The organism is Bacillus sp. FSL K6-3200, assembly GCF_038630485.1.
In the GTDB taxonomy this organism is placed as follows: domain Bacteria; phylum Bacillota; class Bacilli; order Bacillales; family Bacillaceae; genus Bacillus; species Bacillus safensis.
Genome location: NZ_CP152032.1, coordinates 2,275,803 through 2,295,749, shown reverse-complemented (window position 1 = coordinate 2,295,749; position 19,947 = coordinate 2,275,803). Strand labels below are relative to the sequence as shown.

22 protein-coding genes and 1 pseudogene are annotated in these 19,947 nt (G+C 43.0%); 5 read left to right on the top strand and 18 right to left on the bottom strand.

From position 1 onward, the window contains the following. Positions 1-38: 38 nt before the first annotated feature. The 3 genes from MHI60_RS11560 to MHI60_RS11550 all read right to left on the bottom strand — a co-directional run bounded on the left by MHI60_RS11560 (position 39) and on the right by MHI60_RS11550 (position 1,836). Positions 39-401, bottom strand: a complete 363-nt coding sequence (locus MHI60_RS11560; RefSeq protein WP_024423354.1) for an iron-sulfur cluster assembly accessory protein — start codon at positions 399-401, stop codon at positions 39-41. A gap of 73 nt (positions 402-474) precedes the next feature. Further along, positions 475-1,329 (bottom strand): diaminopimelate epimerase, encoded by an 855-nt coding sequence (gene dapF, locus MHI60_RS11555; RefSeq protein WP_144472232.1) that lies wholly within the window; start codon positions 1,327-1,329, stop codon positions 475-477. A gap of 270 nt (positions 1,330-1,599) precedes the next feature. Next, positions 1,600-1,836, bottom strand: a complete 237-nt coding sequence (locus tag MHI60_RS11550) for a YuzB family protein (RefSeq protein WP_008346813.1) — start codon at positions 1,834-1,836, stop codon at positions 1,600-1,602. A 255-nt stretch (positions 1,837-2,091) separates the two neighbouring features. Between MHI60_RS11550 and MHI60_RS11545 the strand changes: the two genes are divergently transcribed. Next, positions 2,092-3,159 (top strand): NAD(P)/FAD-dependent oxidoreductase, encoded by a 1,068-nt coding sequence (locus MHI60_RS11545; RefSeq protein ID WP_144483411.1) that lies wholly within the window; start codon positions 2,092-2,094, stop codon positions 3,157-3,159. A 49-nt stretch (positions 3,160-3,208) separates the two neighbouring features. On the opposite strand, the gene MHI60_RS11540 is transcribed toward MHI60_RS11545, so the two are convergent. Both MHI60_RS11540 and MHI60_RS11535 read right to left on the bottom strand, forming a co-directional pair. Further along, entirely contained in the window at positions 3,209-3,439 is a 231-nt protein-coding gene (locus MHI60_RS11540) for a hypothetical protein (RefSeq protein ID WP_095409490.1), read from the bottom strand. Positions 3,440-3,539: 100 nt separating this feature from the next. Next, on the bottom strand, positions 3,540-3,869 hold the full coding sequence (locus MHI60_RS11535) for a YuzD family protein (protein ID WP_048237352.1): 330 nt from the start codon (positions 3,867-3,869) through the stop codon (positions 3,540-3,542). 121 nt (positions 3,870-3,990) lie between these two features. Between MHI60_RS11535 and MHI60_RS11530 the strand changes: the two are divergent. After that, a pseudogene (locus MHI60_RS11530) lies at positions 3,991-4,290 on the top strand (NifU family protein). 210 nt (positions 4,291-4,500) lie between these two features. Here the strand turns inward: MHI60_RS11530 and MHI60_RS11525 are convergent. The 6 genes from MHI60_RS11525 to yutH all read right to left on the bottom strand — a co-directional run bounded on the left by MHI60_RS11525 (position 4,501) and on the right by yutH (position 12,156). After that, the gene (locus MHI60_RS11525) at positions 4,501-6,474 is read right to left on the bottom strand and encodes a S9 family peptidase (RefSeq protein ID WP_144483413.1); all 1,974 of its coding nucleotides are present in this window, start codon (positions 6,472-6,474) and stop codon (positions 4,501-4,503) included. A 101-nt stretch (positions 6,475-6,575) separates the two neighbouring features. Next, the gene (thrB, locus tag MHI60_RS11520; RefSeq protein WP_039181185.1) at positions 6,576-7,508 is read right to left on the bottom strand and encodes a homoserine kinase; all 933 of its coding nucleotides are present in this window, start codon (positions 7,506-7,508) and stop codon (positions 6,576-6,578) included. Further along, positions 7,505-8,566, bottom strand: coding sequence for a threonine synthase (gene thrC, locus MHI60_RS11515; RefSeq protein WP_144483416.1), 1,062 nt, complete (start codon positions 8,564-8,566; stop codon positions 7,505-7,507). Before thrC ends, thrB begins: the two co-directional genes overlap by 4 nt. Beyond that, on the bottom strand, positions 8,566-9,867 hold the full coding sequence (locus MHI60_RS11510; protein ID WP_095409492.1) for a homoserine dehydrogenase: 1,302 nt from the start codon (positions 9,865-9,867) through the stop codon (positions 8,566-8,568). The genes thrC and MHI60_RS11510 overlap by 1 nt, the downstream gene beginning before the upstream one ends. A gap of 223 nt (positions 9,868-10,090) precedes the next feature. Beyond that, on the bottom strand, positions 10,091-11,059 hold the full coding sequence (locus MHI60_RS11505; RefSeq protein ID WP_095409493.1) for a D-glycerate dehydrogenase: 969 nt from the start codon (positions 11,057-11,059) through the stop codon (positions 10,091-10,093). A gap of 74 nt (positions 11,060-11,133) precedes the next feature. Further along, positions 11,134-12,156: a spore coat putative kinase YutH gene (gene yutH / locus MHI60_RS11500; protein WP_111292840.1), complete on the bottom strand. Its 1,023-nt coding sequence runs from the start codon at positions 12,154-12,156 to the stop codon at positions 11,134-11,136. A gap of 132 nt (positions 12,157-12,288) precedes the next feature. On the opposite strand from yutH, the gene MHI60_RS11495 reads away from it, so the two are divergent. After that, the gene (locus MHI60_RS11495) at positions 12,289-12,789 is read left to right on the top strand and encodes a phosphatidylglycerophosphatase A (RefSeq protein WP_025094161.1); all 501 of its coding nucleotides are present in this window, start codon (positions 12,289-12,291) and stop codon (positions 12,787-12,789) included. Between the two features lie 39 nt (positions 12,790-12,828). On the opposite strand, the gene MHI60_RS11490 is transcribed toward MHI60_RS11495, so the two are convergent. The 3 genes from MHI60_RS11490 to MHI60_RS11480 are packed head-to-tail and all read right to left on the bottom strand — an operon-like array spanning position 12,829 to position 14,350. Then, entirely contained in the window at positions 12,829-13,602 is a 774-nt protein-coding gene (locus MHI60_RS11490) for a TIGR01457 family HAD-type hydrolase (protein ID WP_095410049.1), read from the bottom strand. Positions 13,603-13,620: 18 nt separating this feature from the next. Further along, entirely contained in the window at positions 13,621-14,055 is a 435-nt protein-coding gene (locus MHI60_RS11485; RefSeq protein ID WP_095409495.1) for a DUF86 domain-containing protein, read from the bottom strand. Between the two features lie 19 nt (positions 14,056-14,074). Further along, positions 14,075-14,350 (bottom strand): YutD family protein, encoded by a 276-nt coding sequence (locus MHI60_RS11480; protein ID WP_024423368.1) that lies wholly within the window; start codon positions 14,348-14,350, stop codon positions 14,075-14,077. 120 nt (positions 14,351-14,470) lie between these two features. Between MHI60_RS11480 and MHI60_RS11475 the strand changes: the two genes are divergently transcribed. Then, positions 14,471-15,106, top strand: a complete 636-nt coding sequence (locus MHI60_RS11475; protein WP_111292841.1) for a YhcN/YlaJ family sporulation lipoprotein — start codon at positions 14,471-14,473, stop codon at positions 15,104-15,106. A gap of 39 nt (positions 15,107-15,145) precedes the next feature. Here MHI60_RS11475 and lipA read toward each other — a convergent pair whose 3' ends face one another. Then, the gene (gene lipA / locus MHI60_RS11470) at positions 15,146-16,042 is read right to left on the bottom strand and encodes a lipoyl synthase (RefSeq protein ID WP_008360456.1); all 897 of its coding nucleotides are present in this window, start codon (positions 16,040-16,042) and stop codon (positions 15,146-15,148) included. A 326-nt stretch (positions 16,043-16,368) separates the two neighbouring features. Between lipA and MHI60_RS11465 the strand changes: the two genes are divergently transcribed. After that, positions 16,369-17,313, top strand: coding sequence for a M23 family metallopeptidase (locus tag MHI60_RS11465; RefSeq protein ID WP_223251044.1), 945 nt, complete (start codon positions 16,369-16,371; stop codon positions 17,311-17,313). 26 nt (positions 17,314-17,339) lie between these two features. On the opposite strand, the gene yunB is transcribed toward MHI60_RS11465, so the two are convergent. The 3 genes from yunB to MHI60_RS11450 all read right to left on the bottom strand — a co-directional run bounded on the left by yunB (position 17,340) and on the right by MHI60_RS11450 (position 19,926). Then, the gene (yunB, locus tag MHI60_RS11460; RefSeq protein WP_095409498.1) at positions 17,340-18,110 is read right to left on the bottom strand and encodes a sporulation protein YunB; all 771 of its coding nucleotides are present in this window, start codon (positions 18,108-18,110) and stop codon (positions 17,340-17,342) included. A gap of 69 nt (positions 18,111-18,179) precedes the next feature. Continuing rightward, positions 18,180-18,485: a DUF1805 domain-containing protein gene (locus tag MHI60_RS11455; RefSeq protein ID WP_144472214.1), complete on the bottom strand. Its 306-nt coding sequence runs from the start codon at positions 18,483-18,485 to the stop codon at positions 18,180-18,182. A 67-nt stretch (positions 18,486-18,552) separates the two neighbouring features. Then, complete coding sequence (locus MHI60_RS11450; protein WP_144483419.1) at positions 18,553-19,926, bottom strand: bifunctional UDP-sugar hydrolase/5'-nucleotidase; 1,374 nt, start codon at positions 19,924-19,926, stop codon at positions 18,553-18,555. Positions 19,927-19,947: the final 21 nt, after the last annotated feature.

Below are 19,947 nucleotides of genomic sequence, written 5' to 3'. Positions count from 1 at the left end.
TTATACAAATGGGTTTACAGAATGTAATTGTTTTGCCCTTAACACTCTTCCGGCGTACCGGTATTCGTCGCTGTTCTGAAAGAAGAACCGCATCCGCATGACGCGATGGCGTTCGGATTGTCGATGGTGAAACCGCCGCCCATTAGTGATTGTTTGAAATCAATGATGGTTCCGTTCATGATATCAAGGCTTTCGGAATCGACAAGGACATTTATGCCGTGCTGTTCGAACTGCGTGTCTTTCTCTGAAACTTCATGGTCAAAGCCCATGCCGTACGAAAGACCGCTGCATCCGCCGCCTTTTACGCCCACTCGAAGGAACGCATTTTCTTCTTCATGCTCTTTCATCATATCTTTAATCTGCAGTGCAGCAGCTTCTGTAATGGTTACTGGTGTACTCATGATCATCCCTCCTTTTGACTGGATGTTTCTTTTCAATTATAAACGTGATGATGCCTTTTCTCAAATAAATGGTTTAGAGATAAAATGTGCCGTCACAAATCGTTTCAGCAGGTCCTGTCATAAGCACGTGGTCATTGTCTTTCCAACGAATGATGAGGTCTCCGCCTGCTAAATGAACGGTCATGTCTGTTTCTTTTTTCGCCTGACCATTCACAATTGTGGATACAGCCGCAGCACATGCCCCTGTTCCGCAAGCCTGTGTAATCCCTGAACCTCTTTCCCACACACGAAAATGAAGTTCTGTTTCACTGACAACTTCTACAAATTCTACATTGACGCCTTCTGGGAACATGTCGTGTTTTTCGATGATTGGTCCAAGTGTATGAAGAGGTGCTTTTTCAATGTCCTCTAAATAAAAAACGATGTGCGGGTTTCCCATCGAAACAGCTGTTCCATTTAATTTCGCAGTGCCAAAATCAAGCGGCTCATTAATTGTTGTGCTGGCCGGTTCACCAAGCATTGGCATCGCTTCTTTTTCAAAACGTGGTTTTCCCATATCTACAGTGACTAGCTGAACGTGACCATCTTGAGCGTGAACAGTCGCTTCAACAAGTCCTGACAATGTCTCAATCTGGAACGTTGTGTCTGTCACAATTTGATGCTCATACACATACTTTGCAACGCAGCGCAGCCCGTTACCACAGTTTTTGCCCTCTGAACCATCATTGTTGAAAATGCGCATCTTCACAGGTGCAACATCTGATGGGCAAATCAGGATCATCCCGTCAGAACCGATTCCTGTATAAACAGAAGAAACGCGAATCGCTATCTCTGATAGCTGCTCTTCTGGAAGCTGTTCCTTCATCTGATTGACGTATATATAATTATTTCCTAATCCGTGCATTTTCGTGAATTGAAATGATGTCATGAGCTTCCTCCAAAAATGTTGTTTCTTTATAGTATAAAAGGAGTCGATTCAGGAGACAATCTTATCATCCCCCGTTTTTCATACATAGAAGCTCTTTGCTGCCATGGCAAAGGGCTTTTATTATGCATATGCCTCTTTTTCTCTCGTGTGATTTTTCATATTGATGATATTTTATTAGCATAACATATTGGATACGCTTTCTATTGATTCTCCTTAAAAATGGAAGATGAAAATGTGAAAAAAATGCACCTCATGACCCATGTGGTGCATTTAAAACATGTCGTTTTCCTCTATAAAAGCATAAATACGCTCGACTAGCTGCTCTGCATTTTCTCCTGAAACAAATTCTCCATTCACAAGTGCAAATGGGGAGTCCATACATTTGCCGCAATAGCTTAAACAGCCGTATTCCATTACGTCTAGGTTTGGGTCTTTTTCAAGCTTCTCTTTTGCTTCTTGAGACCCTTGTGCAAGATTACTTACACAAAATTCGATCAGTGGAAACACTGTGCTTCACCTCACATTGCCTTACCATCCTACCGAAATTCCTTGTATTAGTCAAAATATGAGCTTCATCTGTATCGTTACGCCTATTCCTCGTAAAATGTTTTACTATTTAGGACTAACTGATGAATATGTAGGTTATTTTGAAACAATTATTGTGGTTTCACAGTAAATTCGATATAATTTTATTTGGTATTTTAACTTAAAGTTTTTTAGTATAAGTGTTTTTCAATGTCTACGGGGAAAAGGAGAATCGTCATGAAAAATTTAGTCTTGATCGGCGGAGGTTACGGGAATATGCGGGTTCTCCACCGCTTATTGCCAAATCAATTACCTGATGATGTCACTATCACATTAATTGATCGAAATCCTTACCACTGTTTAAAAACAGAATATTATGCACTTGCTGCTGGAACGATCTCTGATCATCACATTCGAGTATCTTTTCCAGAGCATCCGAAGCTGGATATTCAATACGGGGAAGTAGAAAAAATTGATATTGAAAACAAACAGATCTTATTCAGCGACCGTGAACCGATTCCGTATGATGATACGGTGATTGGACTCGGCTGTGAGGACAAGTATCATAATGTCCCTGGTGCGAAAGAACATACATACAGCATTCAAACCATTGATCAGTCAAGACATGCGTATAACAAATTAAATAATTTGAGCGCAGGTGCAACGGTTGGCATCGTCGGTGCTGGACTTAGCGGGGTAGAGCTGGCCAGTGAACTAAGAGAAAGCCGTTCTGATTTAAACATTATTCTTTTCGACCGCGGAGAGCTGATTCTATCGAGCTTCCCAAAAAGATTAAGTTTGTATGTTCAAAAGTGGTTTGAAGAAAATGACGTAAAGATCATTAACTGTGCCAATATTACAAAGGTTGAAGAAGGCGTCGTTTATAACCATGATGACGCGATTGAAGCAGATGTCATTGTGTGGACAGCAGGAATACAGCCAAGCAAAGTCGTACGTGAGATGGATGTTGAAAAAGACGCACAAGGACGCGTCGTATTAACTCCTCATCACAATCTTCCTGGGGATGAGCATGTATATGTCGTAGGTGACTGCGCAAGTCTGCCGCATGCCCCAAGTGCACAGCTTGCTGAGGCGCAGGCAGAACAAATTGTCCAATCTCTGCAAAAACGCTGGAAAAATGAGCCGCTTCCTGAGGCTTATCCACAGTTTAAGCTAAAAGGTATTTTAGGTTCTTTAGGGAAAAAAGCAGGCTTTGGCTTAGTGGCTGATCGTCCGCTTGTTGGCCGGGTGCCAAGACTCCTGAAATCTGGACTCCTTTGGATGTACAAGCATCACAACGGCTAAATCATGTGAATTTTTTCTCAAAGCTCCTTCGTGACGAGGGAGCTTTTTTCTATGAAACGGCATGTGCCGGTGAGTGGGTCCATTTGATCGGAGCAAGGGCAAGGATGCAGTCTTTACGAAAGGTTCTCATCGTCTTCTTCGATAAACAATACGCTTGGATGAGCTGATCGGTTTGACGATGGACAATGATTTTACGCTTCGTGCACTCTCCGTTTTTCTTCATATAAATCATCTCAATCGGTATTTGCTGATGAAGAGATTGTTTCAGTAAATAATTCATGATGCTCACGCTCCTTTCATTTCATTATAAACGAACAAACGTTCCTTTTCAATACAAAAAAAGAACGTTTGTTCGTTTTCTTTCTCAAAAAAAGAACAGCTTATTCACTGCTCTCCTTGTACCCGTATTTCTCCATTTCTTGATAAATGTCTTTTAATTTTGGATTGCCTTCTCCAACGATTTGATCCTCTACTAAGACAAGCGGATAAAAGAATTCATCATCAAGAATTCGTTCAGACAATTCCTTTTGTTGTTCGTTTTCTGGTGGGTGCTCAATATCAATATATGTGATGCGAAATGGCTGATTCGGATATTTTCGTTTTAATGCTGCATCTAACCATTCAAACGTATCTTTTGAAGAAGGCAGATTCACACAGCTAGCGCACAAGACATCTCTTCCATATACATAAAGATCGACGGTTTGATTCATTTGGCAAGCCCCCTATTCTAACTTCATTTTAGCTGAATTTTCTGTATGAAAAAAGCCAAAATCACTTTTTGTTTCAAGATGAGATTGTGCTATAATGAAAAGGAAACTTTGAAACCAATCAATAGATTTTTATCGTCCAGATGAATATAATGGTGATATGTTGTGAAAGGAGCGATTATATCTAATGACTGAAGTCGAAATGAAAGACCAAGTACAGGAAGTACTGGACAAACTTCGTCCATTTCTATTACGTGATGGTGGAGACTGTGAGCTTGTAGACATTGAAGATGGCATTGTGAAATTACGTCTTCTTGGTGCATGCGGCAGCTGTCCAAGTTCAACCATTACATTGAAAGCCGGTATTGAGCGCGCATTATTAGAAGAAGTGCCTGGCGTTGTAGAAGTTGAACAGGTTTTCTAATTCATATATGACATGAAAACGACCCAATCAGGGTCGTTTTTTTCATGATTGACAAAGGCTTTAGCCTTTTGTCTTCTTTTCAGCGTGATAAGAAAACCCTTGAAGTCTAGGAAGGCCGAGTACTGGCGCGGAGCGAATTTCCTATTCGTGAGCACCAGCACGCAGGACTGACACCGAATGCGAGGGTTTGTCAGCACGCTTCGTTTTTTATTAGGCTAGTTTTTCTCTAAACCATTCCTTTATAAAAGTCAGTCTTTGAATACGCTGTCCCGGATGGCCACTTCTGGATAAATCATGAGATGCCTTCGGGAATTTGACCAATCTTGTGTCTTTCCCAAGCTCCTTCAATGCCACAAAAAGCTGCTCTGCTTGATCAACTGGACAGCGATAATCTTCATCGCTGTGCAAGATGAGCAGCGGCGTGTTCATTCGCTTCACATATTTTAGCGGCGAACGATCCCATAGCTTATCGACAGAATCATAAATATCCCCCTCAATCTGCCACCTTGTAAAGAAATAACCGATATCACTGATGCCATAAAAGCTAATCCAGTTTGAAATGGAGCGCTGTGTGACAGCTGCCCGAAAGCGGTCGGTCTGTCCGACAATCCAGTTGGTCATAAAACCGCCATAGCTGCCGCCAGTCACGCCAAGTCTTGTTTCATCAAGAAAATATTCATAGGCTTTGAGCACATGATCAACAGCCTGCATGACATCGTCATAATCAACGTCACCATAGCTTCCTCTCACACGGTTGGTAAACATCTGTCCGTATCCATGACTGCCATGCGGGTTGATATATACGATGGCATAGCCTTCAGAAGCAAGCATTTGAAATTCATGAAAATACGTATGACCATACATCGCATGCGGTCCGCCATGAATTTCTAGAATGAGCGGATATTTCTTTCCCTCTTCCATCTTGGAAGGCTTCATAAACCAGCCATGCACCTCGTCGCCATCTTTTGACTGAAAAGAAAATGGTTCAGGTTCGGATACGACATGCTCCTTTAGAAAATCATGATGCTCAAACGTGATTTGCTTTAGTTCTGTCTCCCCTAATGTCATCTCATACAGCTCACTTGGTGAGACAGGTGAAAGCCTGCTGAGCAGCAGTTTAGATTCATTTGGATGAAGGCTGAAATTGGTGATATGTTCTGCCTCTAGTCGAACAGGATACGCTAAACCTTCAATAGAGAAATAATAAATCCCTGTACTGCCTTGATCAGAAACAAGCGCATAAAACCCTTGGCTGTCCTTTGTCCACTGCGGAAGCTGATAGGCCTCGCCCATCACGCTATCTCCTGCCATACAGTTCCCAACATACATATCGAGCATTTCTGACAACAGAACCGCCTTGTCTGCCTTCAGATCATACAGCCATAATGATGGGAAGGTGGCATTTTGAAATTCGCGCTCATGTCCAATATACAAAAGGCTCTTTCCATTAGGAGAAAAAGATACGGTGGAATAAGCGCCGTTTGCTTGTGTGATTTTCCTTGTCGTACCATCTTCTAATGACAGGAGACACACGTCACTTATGTAAGGTGTCTGTGCATTTAATTGAATAAAGGCAAGCCATTTGCCGCACGGAGAAACCGTATGATTCATATGATGAACCTGCTCACTCGTGACAGGCTCTATCTCTCCTGAACGGATATCCACTTTCACGATCTGCGTGAATCGCCCATCTAAAAAGCCTCTTCCATCTGCTTTATAGGTCAAATCATCATATACTGCTGGAGCAAAGTCATCTCGCTCTTCCTTTTTTTCATCATGAACAGATTCTGATTGTTTCAATGACACAGCCGCATAAAGAAAAGCGCCATCTGGGGAAAAGACAGGATGAGATACTCCGTAAGGAATCGTCGTTAAGGTTCGCACGCCGCCTCCTTCGCTCTTCATGAGCGCCAGCTGAGGGACTTCCTTTGGCTTTTGTAAAATAAAAGCAAGCTGCCTGCCATCTTTTGACCAAACTGGCTGATGATGCTTTCCATCCTCAAATGTCCATTGTGTCAGCTCCTCTGTCTCTTCATCTCGAACCCATAAGTGGATGTTGTAATCATCCTTTTTCTCATTCACAGTGACTTTTGTAAAGACTGCCTTTTTTCCATCTGGTGAATAAACCGGATGAGAAACAGAAACAATCTTTGTTAAATCTTCTGCCGTCATCAATTTCTTCATGAATGTATCTCCCCCTTATATGCATAAAAAATAGTTCGATCCTCTAAATAATAATCCCTGCTTCTTCCCATAAAAACAAGCATAAAAAAGAACGTGCAGATTCACAGCACGTTCTTTACTTGATTAACAGGATAATGCTGCACGACAACCCCTTCTACTGGCACCGTCAGCAAATCGACTTCGCAATGCGGGAAGTTTTGGGCAAGCTGTTCTTTCAGTGCTTCTCCCTTCCCTTTTTCCACTAAGGTGAGGATCGTCGGCCCAGCACCGCTCAAAGCTGTTCCATACGCTCCTTTGAGCGAAGCGACATGCTCTACCTTCGACAGCTCTGGCACGAGCATTGTGCGGTAAGGCTGATGAAATAAATCCTTATTCATCATTTCTCCAACAAGCGGCCAGTTTTGCGTCATTAAGGCGGCCACAAGGACGTTGCTCACAGCACTCGCACTGACGGCATGTTTATAGGAGAAATCCTCTGGCAGGACATCACGGGCATCCTTTGTCAGCACTTCATAAAAAGGAATCACCACGACGACATCTACATCCACATGCTGCACTTTAACGGCATGTGTTTTGTCTTCTTCATGGAGACCAATCAGTAAACCACCAAATAAAGAGGCACCCGCATTATCTGGATGACCTTCTACCTCACTTGCATAAAAGAGCTTCTGATCATCTGTCATATTTAATTCAAGAAGCTGATTGGCGAGTTCAATGGCGGCCACGATGGCAGCAGCACTGCTGCCAAGCCCCCGTGCCAATGGAATATCACTCCACACTTTGACATGAACAGGCGGGAGTGTTTTTCCAAAGTCATCTGCGACCTTTTTGGCTGTTTGATAAATCAGGTTGTCGGTGCCTGATGGAATCCCAGACACGACATCTGTTTCTGCTTCAAACAGCCAGCTATCATGGTCATAGACCGATAGCTTTAAATAGCGGCTGAGCGCCATTCCAACTGAATCAAAGCCTGGTCCTAAATTGGCAGTGCTTCCCGGTACTGTGATTGAAAAAAGCATGGAGGCTTCACTCATACGCGTGCGGCCTTTTCTAAGTGTTCAAGAATTTGATCTTCATCTGCATCGAGTGTGACTGGCTTGATTTGTGAAATATCGATAGACGTATTTGGATCTTTCAGTCCGTTGCCTGTTAGTACCGCAACAACTTTACTGCCTGGCTTGATTTCTCCAGATTTCACCTGCTTTAACACGCCCGCAATCGACGCACATGAGCCCGGCTCTGCAAACACGCCTTCTTCACGTGCAATCAATTGATACGCATGAAGAATTTCCTCATCTGTTACTTCATCAATCTTTCCGTTTGATTCATCTGCGGCTGCCACAGCTTGTTTCCAGCTCGCTGGATTTCCGATACGGATAGCCGTTGCCACTGTTTCTGGCTGCTCAATCACTTCATTTCGAACGATCGCCGCTGCACCTTCTGCTTCAAAACCACGCATGACAGGCAGTCCAGTTCCTTTTTTCTCGTGATATTCCTTGAAGCCTTTCCAGTAGGCCGTGATGTTCCCGGCATTACCAACAGGAATCGCCAGTACGTCCGGGGCAGAGCCTAGCTGCTCACAGATTTCAAATGCTGCTGTCTTTTGTCCTTCAATTCGATAAGGGTTGACTGAGTTAACAAGGGCAATCGGTGCTTTTTCACAGATGCTGCGGACGATTTTCAGTGCATCATCAAAGTTACCGTCAATGGCAATGATCTCTGCTCCGTACATGACAGCCTGTGCAAGCTTACCGAAGGCAATTTTCCCGTCTGGAATGATGACAATACATTTCATATCAGCACGGGCTGCATAAGCTGCTGCTGCTGCTGAGGTATTCCCTGTTGAAGCGCACATGATTGTATCGTTGCCTTCTTCTTTTGCCTTTGCAACAGCCATGACCATTCCTCGATCCTTGAAAGAACCTGTTGGATTGACGCCTTCTGTTTTCACATGAAGCTCGATCCCCAGCTTTTCTGACAGCTTGGCGAGATGGATCAGCGGTGTATTCCCTTCATTTAATGTTAGTTTAGGTGTAGATTCGTTTACTGGTAAGAATTCTTGAAATTCTTCAATGAGTCCATTCCATTTCATCAGCTTAAACCGTTCCCTTCTACTCGGTACGTGCTCTTCACTTGAACCACCACGTCGAGGTCGTTTAATTTTTGCAGGATATTTGAGAAATCTTCTTCTGAGGTCTGATGTGTAATAATGACAATTTCAGCCAGCTCATCATGTCCTTTCACAGGAAGCTGAAGGATCTTTTCAAAGCTGATACCTCTTTCAGAAAAAATAGATGTAATGCGGGAGAATGCCCCGACTTGATCTCTGACATGAATTCTTAAAAATTGCTGAGCAAATATTTCTGATGAGGATTTGATCTTCTTGTCAAACTGCGGTGCGATAAATCCACTTCCGTTCACGCCAAGGCGCATGTTTTTCATTACTGCGACTAAGTCTGATACAACAGCTGTTGCCGTTGGCAGACTTCCTGCTCCAGGTCCGTAAAACATCGTTTCTCCTACAGCACTTCCGTAGACATACACCGCATTGAATTCATTGTTGACGGATGATAATGGATGATGGTCAGGAAGTAAAGTTGGCTGGACGCTGACCTCCACCTTCTCTCCGTCTCGCTGAGCAATTCCGATCAGCTTCATTGTATAACCAAACCGCTTACTGAAATTAATATCCTCATCAGAGATATCAGAAATACCTTTCACCTTTACATCCTCTAAATCCACATTCATAGAAAAGCCGAGTCTTGCAAGAATCGCCATTTTCCTTGCTGCATCCAGTCCTTCTACATCAGCTGTCGGGTCTGCTTCTGCAAAGCCAAGATCCTGTGCTTCTTTTAAGACATCCTCATATGCGCTTTTATCGACATTCATTTTCGTTAAAATAAAATTCGTTGTACCGTTCACAATCCCCATCATCTTGGTGATTCGGTCAGAGGCCAATCCTTCCTCCAGCGTACGCAAAATCGGAATTCCTCCGGCGACACTTGCTTCATAATAAAGATCACAGCCATTTTCTTTCGCTACATGTAAAAGCTCCGTACCGTAAAGCGCCATTAAATCTTTATTGGCTGTAATAACATGCTTCTTCTCATTCAATGCATCTATTAAATATTGTTTTGTCTCTTCAATGCCGCCCATCACTTCAATGATGACATCGACCTCTGGATCTCTAATCACATCGTATACTTCAGTTGTGAAGACCTCTCTTGCGACATCCACATCTCTTTTTTTATCGGGATTGCTCACAAGCACTTTTTGTATTAATACCGGACAGCCGATTTGGTGCATTAATTTATCCTGATGGTCTTGGATAATTTTTACGACACCGCTCCCCACTGTTCCTAATCCTAATAGCCCAACTCGAATTGCCTTCACCTGAAATTCCACCTTTCTCCGTAAATGTCCTCTCTAAAAAGACATTTGTTAACCTTACACAGACATTCAATGTACACACATTATAAAGGGGTATCCTCATTTTGACAAGGTAATAAAATAAGAGATTGTCAGAATGAAACCGCTTAACAGCTATTTATATCAAGATTCTATATTTTCAAAATATTTTTGTCAGAAAAGCTCCCGAAAGCCGGGAAGCCTTATATTATAAACGAACCGGCGTTTTGGCTGGCTCGTCTTGTAAGACAAGCGCAATATTTTCAGCACATAAACGCATCATTGTTTTTCTCGTTTCGACACTGGCACTTCCAATATGAGGAAGGACTGTGACGTTAGGTAAAGTCGTTAACGGATGAGACGGACTGACAGGTTCCTCTCTAAATACATCCAGACCAGCGCCGGCAATTTTTCCTGTCGTGACAGCCTCATATAAAGCATCCTCATCCACAGTCTGTCCTCTTGATACGTTAATGAAATAAGCAGATTTCTTCATCAGATCAAATGCTTTTTCATTAAACATGTCTTTCGTTTCCGGGGTTAACGGCGTCAGACAGACGATGAAATCAGACTGCTTGAGCAGTTCCTCAAAAGCCGCATAGGTCACGCCAAGCTGCGCTTCTGCCTCGGGTTTTCTTGAACGATTATGATAAAGGACATTCATGTTAAAGCCTTTGGCCCGCTTGGCAAGTGCTGTTCCAATGCTGCCCATTCCGACAATCCCGAGTGTTTTGTGATGAACATCAGCACCGGCAAGAAGAAGCGGCCCCCAGCCTGTCCAGTTTCCATCCTTAATCCAATCACTCGCCTCGACAATGCGTCTAGCTGACGCCATCAGAAGAGCAAAGGCTAAATCAGCCGTCGATTCTGTTAAGACATCTGGTGTATGACATACGGTGATTCCGTGCTTTTTGGCTGCTTCAAGCTCAATATTGTCATAGCCAACAGCAAGGTTTGCAACCACCTTGATATTCGGTGCCTTTGATAAAAGGGTCTCATCTATTTGATCTGACAGCATGGTGAGAAGCGCATCCGCTTTAGCAGCCTGTGTTTCTAACTCTTCTCTTGGACACGGCTCATCTTCGCTCGGCCACATCTCAACATGAGCGACTTCTTTTAATGGTGTAAGTGATGCTTCATCCAGCTTTCTTGTGATATAGACATAAGGTTTCGGCAAGAAGAACACTCCTTTAATCGATTTCTTTAAGCATAACGAAAAACGCCTCAAGAGAAAAGAGACGTTTTGTGTGTTCACTGAAACTTCAAATCAGCTGCAGGCTGAATCCAGCCAACAGCCGGAATGGGGCTGCCGCCGCTTCGCATGGCACTCATTTCTTGAAAGACCTTCAGAAAGTATTCATAGCGGCTCGCATCATTTAAGACGTAATCTAACCGCTCTTCATAATATGACTTTTCATTTTCTCCCGACATGTAGTAGCCTTCTACAATTTCAAAGTAATGAAGCGGAAACAGCAGACGGCTGTATAACAAACGCTTTGAAAAGGAGGAAAGAGGTGTCACCTGTTCATATTGCTGAAGAAAGGAAAAGCCCTCTTCAATTAAATCTTCCTTATGCTGTACAAAGGTCTCTCTTAAGTATTCGGCAATATCACGGGTTGGATGATCAAAGACCCAATCCACAGGTAAACGCAGCGGCTGCTCATGCGGCCATGTCATACGTGAAAAGCGCTGATGACAGACAGTGCCTGAGTCACCTTCTTTCGGTTCATCATCAAGTTCAGTATCGACTAAATATTGAATGGCATTCTCCGTTAATCCAAGATAATACGGAAACGATTCAATGAATTTTTGTTCAAACCGTTCCAGTGGTTTTTGATGCATTTGCTGCATCCAAAAGCCTTCGAGCTGATCTAATCGTTTTGCCCATAATTCCTTCCAGGCACCGACACGTTTTGTTTCGGATACTTCATATGGAAATCCTCTTCCCCTGACATGAAAGGCTGCCAGCTCTGACGCTTGCTGAAACGAGCGGCTTGAGAGCGGAGGCGCTGCTTTTAATAAAGCATACTGCTCCTTCCCATGAGTGAAGGTGGGCTTCTCTTCATTTGTTAATTCAAACACAGCAACGTATGGGTCTCCAGCATTAAGTAAATACTGACTGATATGATACAACTCCGAGAGTTCTTCTTCTCGCAAATGAGACACAGGAACAATGAGGAAGAGAGCCTCCGCCGTTTGAAAGCTCTGATAACTGCCATATGGCGTAAATTGACGAACATCAATACCAAATGTGTGATAGATGGTTTCTTTCATGTTTTCACCTGCGTTCCTATGATCAATCTCTTATCATATCGTAGTCGCAGGTTGAGGGATTTATGAATACTATTTACTATCCGAAGCTTTTTACACGTTGTGGACAAATTACGAGGATTGGGTGAGGAATACATGCCGCATCATCATGAGATGAACGAAGTAGAAAAAACAGCAAGACGCCGTTTACAAGAACGAGGCGTAACCATTCAAGATATAGCAGACCTTGTCTACTTTTTACAGGAAAAATATCATCCTGGCTTAGACATGACAGAGTGCATCCACAATGTGGAGCGTGTCATCGCAAAACGTGAAGTCCAAAATGCGATTTTAACGGGCGTCGAATTAGACGTACTCGCCGAGCAAAAAAAGCTGACTGAGCCGCTTCAATCAATACTTGAAACTGACGAAAGCCTGTATGGCGTTGATGAAATTTTATCCTTTGCAATCGTCAATATTTATGGTTCGATCGGCTTTACGAATTACGGATATATCGATAAAGAAAAACCAGGAATACTCGGGAAACTCAACGATAAATCCACAGGCGAATGCCACACCTTTTTAGATGACATTGTTGGCGCTATTGCTGCTGCCGCATCAAGCAGGCTGGCACATAGTGCAAGAAATGCGGAATAAAGAAAAAGAGGACGCGCGCGTAACGCTTGTCCTCTTTTTTTATGATAATCGCTCAATCCACTCGGATAATGATTCAATCACATAGGTTGGCTGTTTTTCATACTGCTGAAGCAGCTCTTTTGTTGTCACACCTGTATGGACGAGTAATGTGTCCATTCCTGCATTCATTCCTGCCATAATATCCGTATCATAGTTATCACCCACCATGAGCGTTTCAGACACATCTGTCCCAAGTACACGCATCGCTTGTTCCATAATAATGGATTCTGGCTTTCCGATAAATGTCGGCTGAACCGTTGTCGTCACGGTTAGTACTGATGTTAACGAGCCGTTCCCTGGCAAAAGCCCTCTTTCTGTTGGAATGGCAATATCTCCATTTGTTGAGACAAATTGTGCGCCTTGACGAATGGCAATCGCACCTACTGCTAATTTTTCATATGTAATGCCACGATCAATTCCAACAACAACGAAATCAGCGTCTTCCTGACCAAATGTCAGCCCTTTTTCTTCAATGGCCTGCTTGATTCCTTCTTCACCAATCACGTAAACTGACGCATCTTTCTTTTGCTCAGCAATATAATTGGCCGTCGCCATACTTGTTGTAAAAACTTGTTCTTCTGTTGCTGGGATATCGAATGAAACGAGTTTTTCCGCTACTTGCTTCGGCGTGCGTGATGAGTTATTCGTGACAAACAAGTAAGGAATGCTCAACTCATTTAACTTTTGAACAAATTGACCTGCTTCCTCGATCTTTTCTGTTCCTTTATACATTGTCCCGTCTAAATCAATTAAATAGCCTTTGTATTTCATGATGCTCACAACTCCAATGGTTTATTTAAACGCTGATACTGGGCCAAGCTCCTGCTCCAAGTAGGTTCGGATGCGGCTTGGAAAGACCTCTAGTGCCTGCTCTACTTCGCTGATCACCTGCAATAAGTCATGATGAACCACTTCCTGATATTGCTGCACAAGTGTTTTGCGGGATGAGACAAGCTTTTTCAGCTGACTGCCTTCCACTTCTGGTACGACTTTTTCATCAACAAGTATATCCATGATGTCATCATAGCTTCCTGGGTCACGCATAATAAAGCCATCAATCATGTCATTTCCAGTATCAAGAATACATTCGACGAGCAAATGAACAATTCGTTCCAGCGCTTTTTTCTCTAGAGGACTTGTCCATGTTTGATGACTCTGCAACAACTCATATTGCTCCTCGAAAAAACGTAATGTCTCTTCAATCTTTTTTCTGTCTACGAAATACATCATGACGCTCCCCTTTGCGTTATTTTCTGATTCGTTTTAAGACAAAATAGGCACAGCCAAAATTACAGTATTCATAAATGTATTCATCGAGTGTGCTGATTTTAGTATCAAATGTGGCCTTTTGGTTTTGGTCATCAAAGAAACCCTTCAGCCTGAGCTGATTATAGCCCCAGTCCCCCACAATATAATCATACTTATTTAAAATATCTGAGTACCTTGCTTTAAACGCTTCTTCATTAAAGCCGTCTTTGATATCTCTTACAAGATCAAAGGTAGCATTCTGAACGACGATCATCTTCTCACCTCTTTTTAAACGATCCATCTTTAATGATAATTCATTGGAAGAACTCCATCAATTGCTAAAGCATGTTTTTTCCGATTTAGCCGAAGCTAAAGGAAAAAGGAGGTCACATTTATGAAGAAACAACTGACGGCCGCGGTTCTCCTCAGCATGCTTTTAGGCGGGTGCGGCTTTCAATCAGGTATGAACCGGCAAGTGGATGAAGATTCTTCAAGTAAAACCATCCGTCTGTCGGATCGTCATGAAGGAAATAATTCCAACATGCCAGAAGCAGACACAAACAGAGCAGGGTATGTTCGTTATCAGCGCCAGCAAGTAACGGATCAGAAAGAAAGAACCCCTGCTTTAAATCGTGAGCATCTTGCCCACGTGATTACAAGTTTAACGGTGCAGCTGCCAAACATCAAAGATGCTGCCACACTTGTGACAGATGAGGATGCACTCATTGTGTATCGAACAGGAAATAAAAACCGTGATGAATCTGCCGATCAAGTAAAGAAAACGGCGGTTTCTGTTCTCCCTCGTTATTATCATGTATACGTCTCTGATAATCCAGAGCACTTTCAATCCATTGCCAATTTTTCACGTCTTCAAACCAATTCACGTGATTTTGACCAAATTTTAACCAAAACGATTCAACAAATGAAGTATTCCCCTCAAGGTGGAGATATCTCAACGAAAGAAGATGCAAATGGCATGACGAATTCCGACCGTACGATGAGAAGAAACGCCCCTTACGGCCAAAATTAATACGAGAAAAAACGCCAGAGAGCTCTGGCGTTTTCTTTGTTATGCTTGCGCCTGACGCTTTTTAGACGCTTCGTTTACTTGTTCATCTGCATGGTAGGAAGAGCGCACAAGCGGCCCAGCTTCACAGTGGCTAAAGCCTTTTGACATCGCAATTTCCTTCAGCTCTGCAAACTCATCCGGATGGTAGTATTTTTGAACTTTCAAATGCTTTTTCGAAGGCTGTAAGTACTGCCCAATCGCCATGATATCGACATTATTGGCAAGAAGATCATCCATGACTTCAATGATTTCTTCCTTCGTTTCACCGAGTCCAATCATAATGCTTGATTTTGTTGGAATATCGGGCTGCATTTCTTTTGCACGACGCAAGAATTCTAATGAACGATCATATGTAGCACGCGCACGAACTCTTGGCGTTAATCTGCGAACTGTTTCAATGTTGTGATTTAAAATGTCAGGACGTGTGTCCATTAACGTCTTCAAGTTATCATAATTACCGCCCATGTCTGAAGGGAGAACTTCAATGGTCGTGAATGGGCTTTTTCTTCTAATGGCACGAACGGTTTCAGCAAACACACCTGCTCCGCCATCCTTTTGGTCATCCCTTGCAACCGCTGTTATGACAGCGTGCTTTAAGTTCATTAAGGCTACTGAATCTGCCACGCGTTCTGGCTCTTGCAGGTCAAGCTCAGTTGGAAGTCCAGTTTTCACCGCACAGAAACGGCATGCGCGCGTACAAACAGATCCAAGGATCATAAATGTAGCGGTTCTTCTCACTGCCCAGCATTCGTGAATATTCGGACATTTTGCTTCCTCACAAACAGTATGCAGGTTGTTTTCCCGCATCATTTTCTTCAAACCGGTATAGTTTTCATTCGTATTCAGCTTAATTTTAAGCCAGTCCGGTTTTCTTACGTGCTCTTCCTTCTTTGCCAATTCCATCATCTCCATATGAATTCGTTAAAGGTGCATCTACAAAAATCTTCCTGCTATATACGATGGATGCAGCCAAGAAGCTGCAAAAAATTGAATCTTCGGCCTAAAGCCTTTTCTTTAGACACTTTAACATAGTACAGATTGAACAACAAGGGAATGAGCTGCAAAAATACCCAAAAGCCTCCTAAAAAAACAGAAGAAAATTACTAACATTTTCTTCTTATGAAATAGAGTGATCTAACCACACTAAACGGTAGAAGACGATGCTCGATGAAAGGAGATGGACGTTTGTGAAAGTCGTTTTAGCCATCATGATTGCTCTTTCAATGCTCCCTTTACCTGTTCATGCAAAAGGGACTGGCAAGCAGCCAGATGAATTGAAGCAGAGAATGGCCCTATATGAAAAAGTCTCCATCACAACTCATGTTCCATGGTATGTACTTGCTGCAGTTGATCAGTATGAACACAATATTCGAAAAAGCAGAAGAGATTTACCGAAACAAAAAGGCGTCATTGGCATCTACATTCCCCGGGAAATGTGGATTGGACCAGAAAACCCGAATAAACAGGATACCTCTCCTTTAAGCATTAAAGTGTTTGACGGAATTGGTCTTGATGGGAATGGGGATGGCAAAGCAAGCAGCGATGACGATGAGGATGTATTATTCACTTTTGCACAATACTTGCTTCACTACGGCAGCAGCATTGATCAATTAAAAATTGGCTTATGGGACTATTATGGACGTGATCAAACCGTTGGAATCATTTCATCTTTTATGAAGCTATATAAGCACTACGGGCATCTTGATCTTGGAAAGCATGCTTTTCCTCTTCCGGTTGGAGCTGACTACAGCTACCGGAGTACATGGGGAGATGCGAGAGGATTTGGAGGCAGAAGGATTCATGAGGGAACCGATTTATTTGCCCATTATGGACTTCCTGTTCGTGCGACATCGTATGGCGTGATTGAAATGAAAGGCTGGAACCGTTTTGGCGGCTGGCGGATAGGCATTCGAGATATTCATAATCATTATCATTACTTCGCTCACTTAAATGGCTTTGCGAAAGGACTTAAGACAGGTCAAATAGTTGAACCTGGCCAAGTGATTGGATCTGTCGGAAGCTCCGGTTACGGTCCTCCAGGCACCGCAGGAAAGTTTCCGCCCCATCTTCACTATGGCATGTACAAAGACAACGGCAGAACCGAATGGTCATTTGACCCATACCCTCATTTAAGGGCGTGGGAAAGAGCTGAACGGAAACGAAAGTAAAAAACAGCCCAATCATTGTTGGGCTGTTATTCCTCTTTCTTCTTTTTCTCTGGGAGAACAATTGGTGGAGCGCCTGAGTTTGTTCCGCTGCCATTATAATAATCTGGTACGTCTCCTTGAACGGCTTGTATGGAGACAGGTACAGAGTTTTTGACTACGATTGTTTCAGAGGCAAATGGGATAATGACTCTTACCTTGACCTCGATCAGAACACTAATATCAATCAAGGCATTGTTGATGCCATAAGGCTTAATGTTTTTTTCAACGTCCGTATGCGGATCACCAATCACACTAAATCGTACAGGCACTTTTGGTCCGAGGTTGGCAATGAGTGCATTTCCGGACGCTTGCCCAAGCGGAATGTTATATATAATGCCGTCATGTCCATCTGTTTGATCCTTTAATGCTTCTTTTGCCTCTTTTTGAAAGTTCCCCTTTTCAATGTCCTCTAAATTTTTTTGAAGATGACGCGAGAGGTCAGCCATTGCTTTCGATGTTGCTTGCGCATTAAAATCAATGGTCGTCACTTTTCCATTCTCACTTGTATTCATGACCACCATATCCTTCATATTCTCCTGATCGTCTGCAAAGTCTTGTACTGAATATTGTATGAGGTGATTGGCGATGCGCTCTGTTTCTAGTTCAGCAATGTGAATAAGGGTTGGTTTAATGGATCGGTTGATAAAAAATAAACTAATTACGGTTGAGAGCACAAAGAATAAGATCGCAAGCAGCATGACGTAACGAAATGGCAAAGGGCCCTTTTTGTAGGGGCGATAACGGCGGTTCATTCTCAATAAAAAATCCCCCCTTCTCCATTACATGTGTATGCAGACAGGCGGGGGGATAGGAATCATCTCTCTATTTTATTTCACCATTTTTAATAATGCATCTCTTCCAATTGTTCCAGCTGAGATGCCCAGTGCTTCTGCGGCGTATGTCACAGATTCTAAAGGAGCATCGAGCAATTGCTCAATCGTTCTTACACCAACTGCTCTTCCTGCAATAATTCCTCTATCTGCAAGCTTTTCATTCAAGAGCCCGACATCCAGTGCACCGCACATGATATACCCATGTTCATTTGATACTGCCATAAAATTTGTCTTCGGCAGTTTGACGGTGACCGCTGTAAAGGAATGGCCATCAATTATAATAGGTGTTAAATTCACCAAATCCCTTCACTCCTCTCATCACAATCTATGTGAAAAGAGGGCGCGTGTTGTTAGGCTGAAGCGGATTTCATGTGGCTTCCTTCAAGCGCCATGTCAGAACATCACGTAAAAATTCAGGCATGAAATATTCAATATGTTCGTGATCACGGATATGCGGAAAAAGAGAGCCTAATGTATACATATCGACTGTGCCAACTGTATAGGAGGCGTCTTTTTTGATCAATTGACCATGTACAAAGACATCTTTCACCCGTTTGGCATCGCCTTCTTCTAATGTATAGCTGAGTCCACTATATAGCATTTTTCCCATCAGCTCACCTCTAAATCCGAAACCTTTGATGCGCAGCTGTTCCATTTTTTCTTCACAGCCCCGCCGAACCGTTTCGATGAGCTGTTGACCGGTAAGCGTCACCCGAATGGGGTTAATGGGATGCGGACATATCCGGTGGATTTCTTCTCTTGTGACGATCCCTGCCTCTAATGAATCAAGCACCATACCTGCATTCATCATACCAATATCTGCTCCGCACCAATCTTTAATGGCATCTGTTAAGAGCTGCGGAAGCGGAGATTCGTCGAACCACTTCGTTTCTAGCTTCGACTCAATCGTTGTCACTTTTTCCTGCATGAGTGCTTTCGCTCTTCTTTCTGCTTGCTGTAAGGTGGTGATGGCTTCATCTGATTCACTGATGAGCTGATCCACTGACTGTACTGTCGCTTTTTTCTCTATCAGCTCTTTGCGCACTGTATCGATCGTCAGCTCAACACAACCAATATAATGCCCATACTTTTCAGCACATGCAAGCAGCACACCATTGTCCATTTCACCTTGTTCTAACAGATGATGCGTGTGTGAGCCTAGGATGATGTCGATTTCAGGGAAATCACGTGCGACCTCTCGATCATGAATGATACCGAGATGGGATAAAAGCACAATGACATCTGCCTGTCCCTTCACTTCCTGCAGCATGTCCCTTATGCTGTCAAATGGATCAGTAATGTTCCAGCCGAGCTTTTCATATACAGGTGTATACGCAATGGTCACGCCTAAGAGACATATCTTCAGTCCGTTTTCCATCGTGATCATATGATAGGGCTTTGCCCACGAAGGCCGTTTGCCTTTCTCAAATAGATTAGACAGGACCACTGGAAATTGGGCATTTTCATACAAGTGATCCAGCTGATCATGAGGCAGCGTAATGCCTTCATTATTCCCGATCGTGACCCCATCATAGCCTAGCTGATTGAGGAGCTTGACGTTTACCTTTCCATAATCAGCTTCGGATACGAGATTCACTCGGTCCATATGGTCGCCAATATCAAACAAGAGCATCTGATCGTGAACTTGACGCTTTTCTTCAATATAAGCTGCAATTTTTGGCCAGTTCTCAAAGTGGCTGTGCAAGTCGTTTGTATGATATAACCATAGCTTCTGCAGCATGTTGATCTCTCCCTCAAGTTG